The following is a 13,591-nucleotide window of genomic DNA, read 5'->3' on the forward strand; positions in this document are numbered from 1 at the left end:
CACATGGCAAGGCGCAGTCACGGCACCCGATCAGGGACGGCGGGCCCGGCCCAACACCAACTCGGCCACCGGGACCGGCGCCCACGTCGGCAATGTCCACTCCCGTCGCGTGCTCTCCACGTCGAATCCGGCAGCCTTGATCACGCGCTCGGTGTCACGATGCGTGTGGCAGTTTCCGGCAATCCGGGGCCAGAAGGTCGCGTCGACAAATTGCTGCAGCCGCCCACGGGCGCCGGCACTGGCAATGTGTTCGAGGTAGCGCAACTCCCCGCCCGGGCGCAGCAGCGAACGCAGGTGCTGCAACACCCCGAGCTGGTCGGTGACCGAGCACAGCACCAGCGAGCAAACCACCGCGTCAAACGGGTCCTGATCGCTGAACTGCTCGGCCGTATCGGCGGTCACGGTAACCGGAATAGGCGCATCTTCGCCGGCCGCGCGGGCCCTAAGCGCCAGGTGGGGCTCCGGCTCGACGGCAACCACCTCGGTCACCGTCTGCGGGTAGAACGCAAAGTTTGTCCCCATACCGGCGCCGATTTCGAGGACCCGCCCAGATAGGCCGGCCAGATTCTCTCGGCGTAACGCACGCACCGGCTCGGCCTCGTGGGCAACGATGAACGGCCAAATCCGGGCGAAAAATGGGTGATCTATTTTCTTGGCGAGCGATGTCATACGCGTGACTCCTCCGACGGGCGATGCTGCACGACCCAATCCATGAGGTCGCGAGACGTGGCCTGCGGGCCGACTAGGTCCTGTCTGCTAATTGCGGACGCGGTGGTAGGTGATGATGGCGGCCAGGGTGGCACCGCCGAGGTAGGTCAGGGCGTATTTGTCGTAGCGGGTGGCGACCGCGCGCCAGTGTTTGAGCCGGTTGAAGCTTCGCTCGACGGTGTTGCGGTGCTTGTAGATTCGGCCTGAGAACCCCGGAGGCCGTCCTCTGTTGCGGCCTTTGGCTTTGCGGCGGGTGATCTGGTCGCTGCGCTCGGGGATGGTATGGGCGATCTTGAGCCGGCGCAGCTGTGCCCGCGTCGAGTCATGGGAGTACGCCTTGTCCGCCAGCAGGCGATACGGGGCGTATGAGTTGCTGCGCCGGGCGGCCAGCAGTGGCCAAAGCATCGGATTATCACCGGCTTGACCGGCCGACAGTGCCAGGGTGACCGGACTGCACAGCTGGTCGGTCAAGGCGTGGATCTTGGTAGTCAGCCCGCCGCGGGAATGCCCAATGGCGTGGTCATCGGGCTCATGGAGATATTTCTTGTAATTCGATAGATCCCCCTGTGCGGCGCCCGGGCGCTCCGGCTGCGTGTTGGTGGGCGCGCACACTGGTCGAATCGACCGACAACAGTGCGCCCAGGTCGGCGTCCTCGGCGTCGAGGTCAGAGGCGATCGCCGCGAAGATCCGCGCGTAGATGCCATCGACCGACCAGCGTAGATGCCTCTCGGCCACCGATTGCCAGGGACCGAAGTGCTCGGGCAGGTCACACCACGGAGATCCCGTACGGTAACGCCAGATAATGCCCTCCAGAGTACGTCGATGATCGTTCCACGGCCGGCCACGCCGCCGCCCCGCAGGCAACACCGCCACGATCAGCGACCACAAATCATCAGAAATCGCATGCGTCCGCATCACCCAAACAGCATCAGCCAAAACACCATTCACATTAAGCAGACACGCCCTAGGCCCAGTAGCTGCTGCACTCGCCGGGCGTGCGTGGATGGGCGCGATGCCAGGCGTGTCATGATGCGGGCGCCTAGAACCGCCGCGCCGCGCAGCACTTCTTCGGCGTCCTCGGCCAGCGGCTGGGAGCCTTGTTGAACCCAGATGGATCCGGCGAACACCGGTGGGCGCCGTGCGGCGACCGGTGGCTGATGAATACCGATGGCCAATCGCGGACGCAGTCCTAGTTCGGGGCGCTCGGCCACGCGCACCACCTCGCTGCCGGAGCGAAGCGCATCGAAGATGCCCCACTGGCCGATCCACTTGAGATGCTCGGGTGGACCCGCACGGCCCAGGATGGAGAGCCTGCGCAGCTCGTCGGCCTCGTCGCTGGAAGCCGAATAGGCGAGTACGTGTGACTGGGCGTCCTCGATGCTGACCATGCCGTGGATACGGTCGGCCAGCGACTGGGCCAGGCCGAACAAATCAGTGCCCGAGTCATCGGTGGTCCGGTCCCCGTGGTGCTCGAGTACGTGGTTGACCAGACGGTACAGCCGCTCCCAGCGGGCCTGGGGCTCCACCGCCACCACAGCTGCCCCGGAGCGGACGGCCTTGGCCACCACCGCGTCCGACGGTTGCTTGACGAATATCGCCACCGGGGTCCCGGCCTGCCCGTCGATCCACCGCAACGCTTCGTGGTCGGTGACACCGAGCAGGAAAAAGATGTCGGCCGAGCCAGCAGCCGCCGCCAGACCCAGCCGCACATCGTCGGAATCGACCAAGGCTGCCGAGGCCACCGGAAGGTCTAGGCCACGCGGGGCTTCCACCAGGCTGACCAGCGTCGTATCCAGGGCGAGCAGCAGTTGGCCCAAGCCGACGCCAGCCACTCCCATGTTGTCCGATAGTACTAGTGCTGATCGCTAATCTTGTCCGATCGGCTAATCGATTCGAGCCTGCCGGCGGGGATGCTGGCAGGCATGGACGCGATTACCCAGGTGCCGATCCCCGCCAACGAGCCGGTCCACAGCTATGCGCCGCACTCACCCGAACGGTCTCGCCTGAAAAGCGAGTTGATCGCTTTGGCGCAACAGCCGATCGACCTGCCGCACGTGATCGGCGGTAAACACCGGATGGGCGACGGCGAACGTATCGACGTCGTGCAGCCACACCGGCACGCCGAACGGCTGGGCACCTTGACCAACGCCGTCCACGCTGACGCCACGGCGGCAATAGAGGCCGCCATGGCCGCCAAGAACGGCTGGGCCGCCATGCCGTTCGACGAGCGCGCCGGGGTTTTCCTGCGGGCGGCCGACCTGCTGGCCGGGCCATGGCGGGAAAAGATCGCGGCGGCAACGATGCTCGGCCAGTCGAAGTCGGCATACCAGGCCGAAATCGACGCACCGTGCGAGTTGGTCGACTTCTGGCGCTTCAACGTAGCTTTTGCTCGCCAGATCCTGGACCAGCAACCGGTCAGCGCCAAGGGGGAGTGGAACCGCACCGATCACCGCCCACTGGAAGGCTTCGTCTACGCGATCACGCCGTTCAATTTCACCGCGATCGCCGCGAACTTGCCGACCGCACCGGCACTGATGGGCAACACCGTGGTGTGGAAGCCGTCGGTTACCCAGACCTTGGCGGCCTATCTGACCATGCAGGCGCTCGAGGCCGCCGGATTGCCGCCCGGGGTGATCAACCTGGTCACCGGTGACGGACTGGCGGTTTCGGATGTCGCGCTGACCGATCCGCGGCTGGCCGGCATCCACTTCACCGGGTCGACGGCGACCTTCCAACACCTGTGGCAACAGGTCGGCGCCAACATCGCTTCCGACCAGAGCTACCCCCGGTTGGTCGGCGAGACCGGCGGCAAGGACTTTGTGGTTGCTCATTCCTCCGCGCGCCCGGAGGTGGCGGCTACGGCGCTGATCCGGGGTGCCTTCGAGTACCAGGGGCAGAAATGCTCGGCGGCATCGCGAGCATTCATCCCACACTCGGTCTGGCAACAGATGGGCGACACTTTCCTGGACACCGCCGCCGGGCTGAAATACGGCGACATCACCGACCTGTCCAACTTTGGTGGCGCACTCATCGATCGCCGCGCCTTCATCAAGAACGTCGACGCAATCGAACGAGCGAAGGGCGCAGCCGGCGTCACCATCGCCATGGGGGGAGAATATGACGACAGCGTTGGATATTTCGTGCGACCGACCGTGCTGCTATCCGACGATCCGACCGATGAGTCCTTTGCGACCGAGTACTTCGGACCGGTGCTGTCGCTGCACGTATACCCCGACGACCAGTACGAACGGATCCTCGATGTCATCGACACCGGCTCCCGCTATGCGCTGACCGGCGCCGTCATCGCCGACGACCGCAATGCCGTGCTGACCGCTCAGAACCGGCTGAGGTTCGCGGCAGGAAACTTCTACATCAACGACAAGCCGACCGGTGCGGTCGTTGGCCGCCAGCCCTTCGGTGGCTCGCGCGGCTCGGGCACCAACGACAAGGCTGGATCGCCACAGAATCTGTTGCGCTGGACGTCGACACGCACCATCAAAGAGACATTCGTCCCGGCGACCGACCACACCTACCCGCACATGGAGTCGGACTGATGACCCGCCTATTCGCCCACACGGTCCGCCCCGCCATGCTCGCGGCCAGCCGGGCCGACCGGTTGCGGCGCACCCTGGAACACTCGTCGGTAACCCGTCGAGTGGTGCGCCGTTTTGTGCCCGGTGAGACCGTCGACAGTGTCCTTGATGTTGTTGGTGCGCTGCGTGATTCGGGACGCTGCGTCAGCATCGACTATCTCGGCGAGAACGTCACCGATGTCGATGACGCGGCCGAGACGGTTCGGGCCTACCTGAACTTGCTCGACGTGATGGGGCGGCGCAACGATGCCGGGCGCGATGGAGTGCGGCCGTTGGAGGTGTCGGTCAAGCTTTCGGCCCTGGGGCAGGCCCTGGAACGCGACGGGCAGAAGATCGCGTTGGACAACGCCCGCACCATCTGCGAGCGGGCCGAGCAGGTCGGTGTCTGGGTCACCGTGGATGCCGAAGACCACACGACCACCGAGTCGACGTTGTCCATCGCCGGCGACCTACGTGTCGACTTTGCTTGGCTGGGTACCGTTGTTCAGGCCTACCTGAGGCGCACGCTCGACGACTGTCAGGAGCTCGCGTCGGTGGGGGCCCGGGTCCGCTTGTGCAAGGGCGCTTATGACGAACCCGAATCGGTGGCATACCGCGACCGGGTCGAGGTCACCGACTCCTATCTGAGGTGCCTGCAGGTCCTGATGGCAGGTTCCGGGTATCCCATGGTTGCGTCGCACGACCCGGAGATCATTGCCACTGTTGCCGGTATGGCCCACGAGTCAGGGCGCAGCGCAAACGATTTCGAATACCAAATGTTGTACGGCATTCGTGACGAGGAACAGTGGCGACTGGTCGGCGTCGGTAGCCAGGTGCGCGTGTACGTGCCGTTTGGTACCCAGTGGTACGGCTACTTCATGCGCAGGCTGGCCGAACGCCCGGCGAATCTCGGCTTCTTTCTGCGCGCACTGGTGAAATGACCTCGAGCTGAGGGTATTCGCAGCCGTCAGTGTACTTTCGAAACGCCGCGGGCCGGTCGCCAACGGCTATCGGAGAATCCGTCGACCACGTGCGCGCGGACGAACTCGGTGACGGCCTGGGCGTCATCCATGTCGCGTATCGGTGATGGCGTGCTGAACAGCGAGAACAAAATGCGCGCGAACCATTCGGCGGCCGCTTGGACGTCGAGGTCCTTACGGACCTCGCCGGTGAGCTTGGCCGCGGCGAGGTAAGGGGCGAAAAAGTCGATGCATTCGCGCAGCAGCACGGCGGAATCCTTGGTCAGCAACAGGCCGATCGCGTCCTCGTCGAAGTACTTGGCCGAAGCGATCGCCTGCCGGGACTGAGTCACGAATACGGCGGCTTGGCAGAGCTTTTCCTGCAGCGATCCACCTCGGTCCATCGCTTTGGACATTTCGCGATAGAACTGTTCGGAAGCGCGTTCGGCGCAGCCTTCCATGATGGCGGCCTTGTCGCGGAAGTACTCGTAGATGGTGCTTCGAGACACGTTCGCCAGTCTGGCGATGTCGACAATCGTGGTCTTCTGAAAGCCCTGCCGGCGAAAGCACACATACGCCGACCCGATGATGAGTTCGCGGGTGTCGGTTGCCTGAGGCAGGGTGGCGGACTGGGGCATCACGAGCTCATCCGGCGGGGCAAGAATCAGTCCACTGGTCGGTACCCCGGTTCCCGAGGTGACCAGTACGTGTTCGACGTGTTCGACCTGGTTGTACGAAGTGCCACGCACCTGACGCACCGCCTCGGTTATGCCGTTCATGCCATGGATGTAGGCCTCGCCGAGCAGGCCGCCGTTGGTATTGATCGGCAGCAACCCACCCAGCGACAGGTTCTCCACTTTGGCGAACTCCTTGGCCTCACCGCGTCCGCAGAAGCCGAGTTCCTCGAGCTGGGTGAATACGAACGGGGTGAAATGGTCGTAGATGAACGCGGTTTGAATGTCGGCAGGCTTGAGGCCCGAATCGCGCCACAGAAGCTTGGCCACCACCCCCATCTCCGGTAGTCCGGTGATGTCCTCGCGGTAGTAGCTAGTCATCATCTCGCCCTCGGCGGCCGCCCCCTGGGCGGCCGCGGTGATGACCGCCGCCGGCTGGCGCAGATCCCGCGCCCGCTCGGTACTCGTCACGACCAGAGCGACGCCGCCATCGCTTTCCTGGCAGCAGTCCAGCAGGCGCAGTACGGGTTCGATGATCCAGCGCGAATTCTGATGGTCGGCCAGCGTGATCGGGCGCTGGTAGAACCAGGCGTCGGGGTTGCGTGCCGCATGGGCACGGTCGACGACGGCGATCCGGCCGAAGTCCTCGTTGGTGACTCCATAAGTCGACATGTAGCGCTGTGCGTGCAGCGCGACCCATGCTGCGGGAGTCAGCAGTCCAAAGGGCGCGTAATGGGCCATGAAGAGCGGGGTTTCGGTGCTGGTGCGCCCGCTACCCCCGAACCGCATGCCGGAACGTTCGTTGAAGGCGCGATAACACACCACCACCTCGGCGACCCCGGTGGCCGCCGCCGTGCGGTACCCGGCTGAAGAAGTTGAGGTCACCGATACCCACATTGCGTGCGACATCGATCTCGTCGCTGGCGTCCATCGTGAACGTGACCATGCCGTCGACCTCGCCGGGTGTCACCCCGGCATCGTCAAGGGCTGCGCTGACCGCCTCGCACACCAGCTGCAACTCGCTGCGACCGGACTCCTTGGAGAACTCGGTCTGGCCAATTCCCACGATCGCGGCGGCACCGGCCAGCGGGGCAGTCACGGCTGGGCCTCATCGAGGAGGCTGAGCACCGCGGTTCCGGAAACGTGATTGCCAAGGCTGTTGGCGCCCTGGAAAGTGACTTCAACGAAGTTTTCCCCGTCTTTACCGGCCGACTTGCCGGTTACGCTGCCGGTGAAGTGCAGCGGGTCATCCGGAAAGCAGGGCACGCCAAGGCGAATCGACAGTTTCTTGACCATCGCTTCTGGTCCGGCCCAGTCGGTGAGGAAACGCACGCAAAGCCCGTTGGTGGTCAGGATGTTCATGAACAGATTCGGCGAGCCTTGCTTGTTGGCGTAGTCGCGGTCGTGATGTACCGGCATGAAATCCCGTGACGCGATTGCCCCCGCGACGATCACCGTTGTGGTGATCGGGATCTCCAACGCAGTCACCGCGTCGCCGACGGCGATGTCGTTCCATCCAAGGGTCTGGTAGCGGCCGGTGGTAGTGGTCATCGAACTGCCTCCGAGTCAAGGGCGACGGGCCGGAATTGATGCAGCACAAAGCTTCCGTCTGGCCCATCGAAGTCTTGGTAGAACACCTCGACCGCCATCCCGACCGTGACGTCAGCCGGATCGATGCCACACAGGTTCGAAACCAGCCGGACGCCCTCATCGAGTTCGACCAGCACGACGATGTAGGGGTAATCGAAGAACGGAAGCCTCGGTTGGTGGGGCATCACGAAGCTTTCGACGGTGCCGCGGCCCCCAGACTCGACGGTATCCCAGTGCAGAAAGCGGCATTTGGGGCACATGGGGCGCGGCGGGTGACGTAGTTCCCCGCATTCGGCGCAGCGTTGGATCAGCAGTTTGTGCTCGCGCAGCCCGTGCCAGAAGAACTCGGTGTCCGGGCTGATTGCCGGCGCCAGTCGGGAGGCCATCAGCGTTGAGGCCTGAATCGCAGCACCCGGAACCGCTGCCGCCCGAGCACCTCCCCGTGCTGGTCGACATAGGTGGTGACCCAGGTGAGGAAGAAGCCGGTTCCCAGTGCGGTCTTCTTCTCCTCGGAGACGTCCTCATACACCGTCGTCATACACCGTCGTCGCGCTGATCAGGTCGCCCAGGCGTGGGTAGCGCTCGATCTCGAACTCCGAGTTCACCGCCACCGTACTGGTGTAGCCGGCCTCGTCGAGGAACGCGGTTGGGTTGGTCTTGATCTCAACGGGGGCGCCGCCGCGCTCCCGAATCCCTTCCAGCTTCGGTGCCGGCATTGTCCACGTCTGCAACATGACCGGCGGTGAAACGATGCCGCCAAACCTGGATGCGGCCGCGAACTCCGGATCGAGGTAGACGGGATTCATGTCGTCGAGCGCATGCGCCCAGTGCCGAATCATCGGCTGGTTCACCGGATCCGGTGCCACTGAGGGCCGTCCCGTTCCACCTGTCGGCTGTCCGACGAGTGAGCGCAGTTTGGAGAGAAACTCGGTTTCGGAGTCAGTCACCCGGTTGTCCTCCTGACTTGTTGACGCGTCAGAACGGCGTCTGGTCATCGGGCGGGTCGCCGTACCCACGCCACCCAGCACCTCCCTGATCGCCGCTGATCGGACACATCTGCGCAATATGTCTGCCGAGTCGTGTCTACTCCCGGGCCCGGCGGCGTGTCAATGCATCTGTAAATCATCGAATTTGGTGGCGATTCATCCTGGGAGGTCATTGACGCCTGAACGCCCCCGGTGTACACCAAGTGCGTATATGACCGACGCCTACGGGTTAGGAATCAGATGGCTGAGCGGGCACTTCCGGAATCCCTGGTCGACACGTATCAGCTTTATATCGACTTTATATCGACGGGCGTTGCGTCGAACCGGAAAACGGCCGCTACGACGACGTGTCACCGTCGACGGGGATGGTCATCGCGACCGCACCCGATGCGAGCGTCAGCCAGGTAGGCGATGCGGTTGATGCCGCGCGTCGCGCATTCGACGCGGGCCCGTGGCCGGCCATGTCCCACCAGGAGCGCGGCCATTGCCTTGCCCAGTTGGGCGCCGCGCTGCAGGACTACGCCGACGCGTATTTTGCGCTGTCTCAGGTCGAATGGGGCTGCACGGCCAACGAGCGGCGGTTGCAGATCGACGCCTCGGCCAGCGCGGCCCGGCGTGCGGGTCATCTTGCGGGCACACTTGGCGATCAGTCCATTCAGTCAGCGTCCGGCGCCGCGGTGCTGTGCCATGAGCCGCTCGGTGTCGTTTCGATCCTGACGCCTTGGAACTTCCCGCACAGCCTCAACGTCATGAAATTGAGCCGGGCGCTGGCCGGCGGCAATACCGTCGTGCTCAAACCGTCCCCGCTCACGCCGCTCGCGGGCCTGGCGCTGGCCCGAATCATCCACGAGCACACCGATATCCCACCCGGGGTGGTCAACGTCGTCACGCCCGGCGGCATCGAGGCCAGCAAGGTGCTGGCCGTCGACCCGCGTATCGACATGGTCAGTTTCACCGGGAGTTCGGCGGTCGGTCGCGAGGTGATGGCCGCGGCGGCCGGCACGATGAAACGCGTCTTGCTCGAGTGTGGCGGGAAGTCGGCCAGCATTGTCCTAGACGACGCTGAGTGCAGTGACGAACTCCTGGCGCGAATGTTGTTCGAATCCTGGTTGTTGCATGCCGGGCAGGCCTGCATCTTGCACAGTCGGCTGCTGCTACCCGAGGCGATGCACGATGAGATCGTTGACCGGCTCGTCGCGCTGGCCCGTGCGGTCCGGGTGGGTGATCCCGCCGATCCGGATGTGCAGATGGGGCCGCTGATCAGCGCCGCTCAGCGCAGCCGGGTCGAGGACCACGTAGCCCGCGCGCTGCGGGATGGGGCCACGCTGGCGGCCGGTGGCAGGCGACCGGCCACGCCGGAGGCAGGTTTCTACTACGAGCCGACGATCCTTACCGGCGTCACACCAGACGCCCACATCGCCCAAAACGAAGTCTTCGGGCCGGTGTTGAGCGTGCTGCGCTACCGCGACGACGACGACGCCGTGGCGATCGCCAACAATTCGCAGTACGGCCTGTCTGGCGCCGTGTGGGGTGGCGACGCTGACCGCGCCGTCAGGGTCGCCCGCCGGATCCGGACCGGCCAGATCGCGGTCAACGGCTTCGGTCCTGGTGACGCGCCGTTCGGCGGCTTCAAGCAGAGCGGCCTGGGGCGGGAGGGCGGCGGAATTGCCGGGCTGCACCAGTACATGGAGCCCAAGGCCATCGGCATGCCTGGCTGACCTGCGGCGGCCAGCGTCACGCCAGCGTGGCCGTGGGAAACGACCGCCACGCTGGCGTGACGCTCGGACAAGGGGGCTCGGTGCTCAGCGTCAGCGCGCTTGATAGGCATTCGTTGTCGAATCGTTGCATCCCCTACCAAAAAGGTGCATCGGCGCGTCATCGCATGCGATGCTGCTGGGCATGGCCGTCGCTATCGCCCGACCCAAGCTCGAGGGAAACATCGCCGTCGGCGAAGACCGTCAGATCGGATTTGCCGAGTTCGGAGCGCCGCAAGGGCGTGCGGTGTTCTGGTTCCATGGCACTCGGGGCGCCCGCCGGCAGATACCGACCGAGGCGCGGGTCTACGCCGAACACCACGACGTGCGCCTGATCGGCGTCGATCGTCCCGGCATCGGCTCGTCCACACCCCACCAGTACGGGACTGTCTCGGCCTTTGCCGACGACCTGCGGACCATCGCCGACACGCTGGGGATCGACAAAATGGCGGTCGTCGGCTTGTCCGGGGGCGGCCCCTACACCCTGGCCTGTGCTGCCGGTCTGCCGGACCGGATAGTGGCAGCGGGGGTGCTCGGCGGGGTGGCGCCGACCCGCGGACCGGATGCGATCAGTGGCGGCCTGATGGACCTGGGTCGACGAGTGGCGCCGCTACTGAGAGTCGGTGGGAGCCCGCTACGGCTGAGCGCCAGCGTGCTGATCCGGATGGCTCGCCCGGTGGCTTCCCCGGCCCTGGATGTCTATGGGCTGATGTCGCCACAAGCGGACCGGCATCTACTCGCCCGGCCGGAGTTCAAGGCCATGTTTCTTGACGATCTGCTCAACGGAAGCCGCAAACAGCTGGCCGCACCGTTCAACGACGTGATCGTTTTCGCCCGCGACTGGGGATTCCGGCTCGAGGACGTGTCGGTACCGGTCCGTTGGTGGCACGGTGACCACGATCACATCATCCCGTTCTCCCATGGTGAGCACGTCGTTTCGCGACTGCCCAATGCAGAGCTGTTCCACTTACCGGGTGAAAGTCACCTCGCCGGGCTGGGGCGCGGCGAGGAAATCCTGGCTACGCTAATGAAGATTTGGGATGAGGAGGCTTGATCGATGTCTGTGGCTGCTGAGGCTGTGGAATTCCCCACTGCCGCCCCCCACGTTGTCTCCGCGGGTGCCCCGAAAATGGGGCTCTATCTCAGCGACATACCCCGCGCGGTGGCCGAGTACGGGCAGCTGGTTTCGCTGTTCCCACTGCAGAAGGCGTTGCCGGTCGGTGACGGGCACCCGGTCTTGGTGTTGCCCGGCTTGTTGGCCGGTGACGGCTCCACCTGGACACTGCGGTGGCTGCTGGGCCGCCTCGGTTACCGGGCGTATGGCTGGCGGCTGGGCCTCAACATTGGCCCAACCAGCAAGGTTGTGGACGGGATGAGCGCGCGCCTGGAGGCGCTGCACACCCGCTACAACACACCCGTCAGTCTGGTCGGTTGGAGTCTGGGCTGGATCTTCGCGCGCACCCTGGCGCGGCGTCACCCCGAGGCGGTACGTCAGGTGATCACCCTTGGCAGCCCGTTCCGAATGCAAGACGAATCCCAATCTCGGGCCGCGCGGCACTTCAGGATCTTCCAGCGCCTGCACGCCGAGCGACACGAGTTGCCGTTGCCGGCCGAAGCCGAACCGCTTCCGGTGCCCAGCACCGCGATCTATTCGCGCTACGACGGCATGGTCGCCTGGCAGACCTGCCTCGACACGCCGTCGGAACGCGCGGAAAACATCGCGGTGCTGAGCAGCCACATCGGCTACGGTCATCACCCGGCCACGGTCTGGGCCATCGCGGATCGGTTGGCCCAGCCGGTGGATACCTGGGCCCCGTTCCGGCCCCCGACGGTGTTGCGGCCGCTGTTTCCCCGGCCACATACTCTGCACGCCGCGAGCTAGCCTGCGTTGAGACCGCGGCCGGTCCCACGGGTAGCCTCGCTGACGTGCTGCTGGCCTCACTGAACCCCGCCGCCGTATCGGCTGACGACATCGCCGACGCGGTTCGTATCGACGGCGTCGACCTCAGCCGCAGCGATCTGCTCGGCGCCGCAACGGCGGTGGCGGAGCGTATCGCTGGCGCGCATCGGGTTGCCGTACTGGCAACGCCCACCGTATCGACGGTGCTGGCGGTCACCGGATGCTTGATCGCCGGGGTGCCCGTGGTCCCGGTGCCGGCCGATGTCGGTGTGGCCGAACGCCGCCACATGCTGACCGACTCCGGCGCCGTGGCCTGGATGGGCCGGGCGCCCGCCCAGGACGCGGAGCCCGACGGACTGCCGCAGATACCGGTGCGTCTGCACGCACGATCATGGCACCGCTACCCCGAGCCGCCGCCGGATTCGGTTGCGATGGTGATCTACACCTCGGGCACCACGGGGCTGCCCAAGGGCGTGCAGCTGAGCCGGCGGGCGATTGCAGCCGACTTGGACGCGCTGGCCCAGGCCTGGCAATGGAATGCAGAAGACGTCTTGGTGCATGGCTTGCCGCTCTACCATGTGCACGGTCTGGTACTCGGCTTGCTGGGATCGCTGCGAGTTGGAAATCGCTTCGTGCACACCGGAAAGCCGACGGCGGCGGGATATGCGCAAGCAGGCGGAACGCTGTATTTCGGGGTGCCCACGGTGTGGTCACGGGTGGCTGCGGACCGGGCGGCCGCCGAGGCGCTGCGGCCGGCTCGGCTATTGGTTTCTGGCAGCGCGGCCTTACCTGTCCCGGTGTTCGATCAGCTGGTGCACCTCGCCGGGCACCGCCCTATCGAGCGCTATGGGTCTTCGGAATCGCTGATCACCCTGTCTATCCGGGCTGACGGCGAGCGCCGCGCGGGCTGGGTGGGCCTGCCGCTGGCCGGAGTGCAGACCCGGCTGGTCGATGATCACGGCAAACCGGTCCCGCATGACGGGGAAACCGTTGGGAAGCTGCAGGTTCGGGGCTCGACACTGTTCGATGGCTACCTGAATCGGCCGGAGGCCACGGCTGAGGCATTCGATGCCGACGGCTGGTATCGCACCGGCGACGTTGCGGTCGTTGACGACGGTGGCATGCATCGCATCGTCGGCCGTGAGTCGGTTGATTTGATCAAGTCTGGTGGCTACCGTATCGGCGCCGGGGAGATCGAGACGGTGCTACTGGGGCATCCGGAGGTTCAAGAGGCAGCTGTCGTCGGATTGCCTGACGAGGATTTGGGCCAGCGCATCGTGGCCTACATCGTGGGTTCGGACCGCATCGATCCCGACGTATTGATCGATATTGTCGCGCAACAGCTTTCGGTCCACAAACGGCCACGCGAGGTGCGGATTGTGGAGTCGTTGCCGCGCAACGCGCTGGGCAAGGTGCTCAAGAAGCAGCTGTTGGCAGAGGGCTGAGC

10 protein-coding genes and 4 pseudogenes are annotated in these 13,591 nt (G+C 65.2%); 6 read left to right on the forward strand and 8 right to left on the reverse strand.

The genetic code is table 11. The features are described 5' to 3' along the window. Positions 1-30: 30 nt before the first annotated feature. From G6N41_RS06745 to G6N41_RS06755, 3 genes and pseudogenes are all read right to left on the reverse strand, one after another. A complete protein-coding gene (locus tag G6N41_RS06745; RefSeq protein WP_117422594.1) occupies positions 31-669 on the reverse strand; it encodes a class I SAM-dependent methyltransferase in 639 nt (212 codons plus the stop codon). Between the two features lie 87 nt (positions 670-756). Beyond that, a pseudogene (locus G6N41_RS06750) lies at positions 757-1,627 on the reverse strand (IS5 family transposase). 38 nt (positions 1,628-1,665) lie between these two features. After that, positions 1,666-2,547: pseudogene (locus tag G6N41_RS06755) on the reverse strand (PucR family transcriptional regulator); the annotation flags it as partial. 84 nt (positions 2,548-2,631) lie between these two features. On the opposite strand from G6N41_RS06755, the gene pruA reads away from it, so the two are divergent. Beyond that, positions 2,632-4,263, forward strand: coding sequence for an L-glutamate gamma-semialdehyde dehydrogenase (pruA, locus tag G6N41_RS06760; RefSeq protein WP_198967757.1), 1,632 nt, complete (start codon positions 2,632-2,634; stop codon positions 4,261-4,263). Continuing rightward, positions 4,263-5,222, forward strand: coding sequence for a proline dehydrogenase family protein (locus G6N41_RS06765; RefSeq protein WP_117406323.1), 960 nt, complete (start codon positions 4,263-4,265; stop codon positions 5,220-5,222). The genes pruA and G6N41_RS06765 overlap by 1 nt, the downstream gene beginning before the upstream one ends. A 26-nt stretch (positions 5,223-5,248) precedes the next feature. On the opposite strand, the gene G6N41_RS06770 is transcribed toward G6N41_RS06765, so the two are convergent. The 5 genes and pseudogenes from G6N41_RS06770 to G6N41_RS06790 all read right to left on the reverse strand — a co-directional run bounded on the left by G6N41_RS06770 (position 5,249) and on the right by G6N41_RS06790 (position 8,451). After that, entirely contained in the window at positions 5,249-5,878 is a 630-nt protein-coding gene (locus G6N41_RS06770; protein WP_198967758.1) for a TetR/AcrR family transcriptional regulator, read from the reverse strand. A 9-nt stretch (positions 5,879-5,887) separates the two neighbouring features. Continuing rightward, positions 5,888-7,013 (reverse strand): annotated as a pseudogene (locus tag G6N41_RS06775) (lipid-transfer protein); the annotation flags it as partial. Further along, on the reverse strand, positions 7,010-7,465 hold the full coding sequence (locus G6N41_RS06780; protein ID WP_020729911.1) for a MaoC family dehydratase: 456 nt from the start codon (positions 7,463-7,465) through the stop codon (positions 7,010-7,012). The pseudogene G6N41_RS06775 and the gene G6N41_RS06780, both read right to left, overlap by 4 nt. After that, the gene (locus G6N41_RS06785; RefSeq protein ID WP_198966943.1) at positions 7,462-7,890 is read right to left on the reverse strand and encodes a Zn-ribbon domain-containing OB-fold protein; all 429 of its coding nucleotides are present in this window, start codon (positions 7,888-7,890) and stop codon (positions 7,462-7,464) included. The genes G6N41_RS06780 and G6N41_RS06785 overlap by 4 nt, the downstream gene beginning before the upstream one ends. Beyond that, a pseudogene (locus tag G6N41_RS06790) lies at positions 7,890-8,451 on the reverse strand (FAS1-like dehydratase domain-containing protein). Before G6N41_RS06790 ends, G6N41_RS06785 begins: the two are co-directional and overlap by 1 nt. Before the next feature lie 302 nt (positions 8,452-8,753). Here G6N41_RS06790 and G6N41_RS06795 point away from each other — a divergent pair. The 4 genes from G6N41_RS06795 (at position 8,754) to G6N41_RS06810 (ending at position 13,589) form a co-directional block, all read left to right on the forward strand. Next, the gene (locus G6N41_RS06795) at positions 8,754-10,208 is read left to right on the forward strand and encodes an aldehyde dehydrogenase family protein (protein WP_220075385.1); all 1,455 of its coding nucleotides are present in this window, start codon (positions 8,754-8,756) and stop codon (positions 10,206-10,208) included. A 181-nt stretch (positions 10,209-10,389) separates the two neighbouring features. Beyond that, a complete protein-coding gene (locus tag G6N41_RS06800) occupies positions 10,390-11,298 on the forward strand; it encodes an alpha/beta fold hydrolase (protein WP_198966944.1) in 909 nt (302 codons plus the stop codon). A 75-nt stretch (positions 11,299-11,373) separates the two neighbouring features. After that, positions 11,374-12,126, forward strand: coding sequence for an esterase/lipase family protein (locus G6N41_RS06805; RefSeq protein ID WP_198967760.1), 753 nt, complete (start codon positions 11,374-11,376; stop codon positions 12,124-12,126). Between the two features lie 44 nt (positions 12,127-12,170). Continuing rightward, positions 12,171-13,589 carry an acyl-CoA synthetase gene (locus G6N41_RS06810; protein WP_198966945.1) on the forward strand — a complete coding sequence of 473 codons (1,419 nt, stop codon included), beginning with the start codon at positions 12,171-12,173 and terminating at the stop codon, positions 13,587-13,589. Positions 13,590-13,591: the final 2 nt, after the last annotated feature.

Source organism: Mycobacterium shottsii (assembly GCF_010728525.1).
GTDB lineage: Bacteria > Actinomycetota > Actinomycetes > Mycobacteriales > Mycobacteriaceae > Mycobacterium > Mycobacterium marinum.

What these genes read in the sequence shown, in the direction of transcription:
- G6N41_RS06745 (WP_117422594.1), bottom strand. Translation starts at nt 669, where the DNA reads ATGACATCGCTCGCCAAGAAAATAGATCACCCATTTTTCGCCCGGATT.
- pruA (WP_198967757.1), top strand. Translation starts at nt 2,632, where the DNA reads ATGGACGCGATTACCCAGGTGCCGATCCCCGCCAACGAGCCGGTCCAC.
- G6N41_RS06765 (WP_117406323.1), top strand. Translation starts at nt 4,263, where the DNA reads ATGACCCGCCTATTCGCCCACACGGTCCGCCCCGCCATGCTCGCGGCC.
- G6N41_RS06770 (WP_198967758.1), bottom strand. Translation starts at nt 5,878, where the DNA reads ATGCCCCAGTCCGCCACCCTGCCTCAGGCAACCGACACCCGCGAACTC.
- G6N41_RS06780 (WP_020729911.1), bottom strand. Translation starts at nt 7,465, where the DNA reads ATGACCACTACCACCGGCCGCTACCAGACCCTTGGATGGAACGACATC.
- G6N41_RS06785 (WP_198966943.1), bottom strand. Translation starts at nt 7,890, where the DNA reads ATGGCCTCCCGACTGGCGCCGGCAATCAGCCCGGACACCGAGTTCTTC.
- G6N41_RS06800 (WP_198966944.1), top strand. Translation starts at nt 10,390, where the DNA reads ATGGCCGTCGCTATCGCCCGACCCAAGCTCGAGGGAAACATCGCCGTC.
- G6N41_RS06805 (WP_198967760.1), top strand. Translation starts at nt 11,374, where the DNA reads ATGGGGCTCTATCTCAGCGACATACCCCGCGCGGTGGCCGAGTACGGG.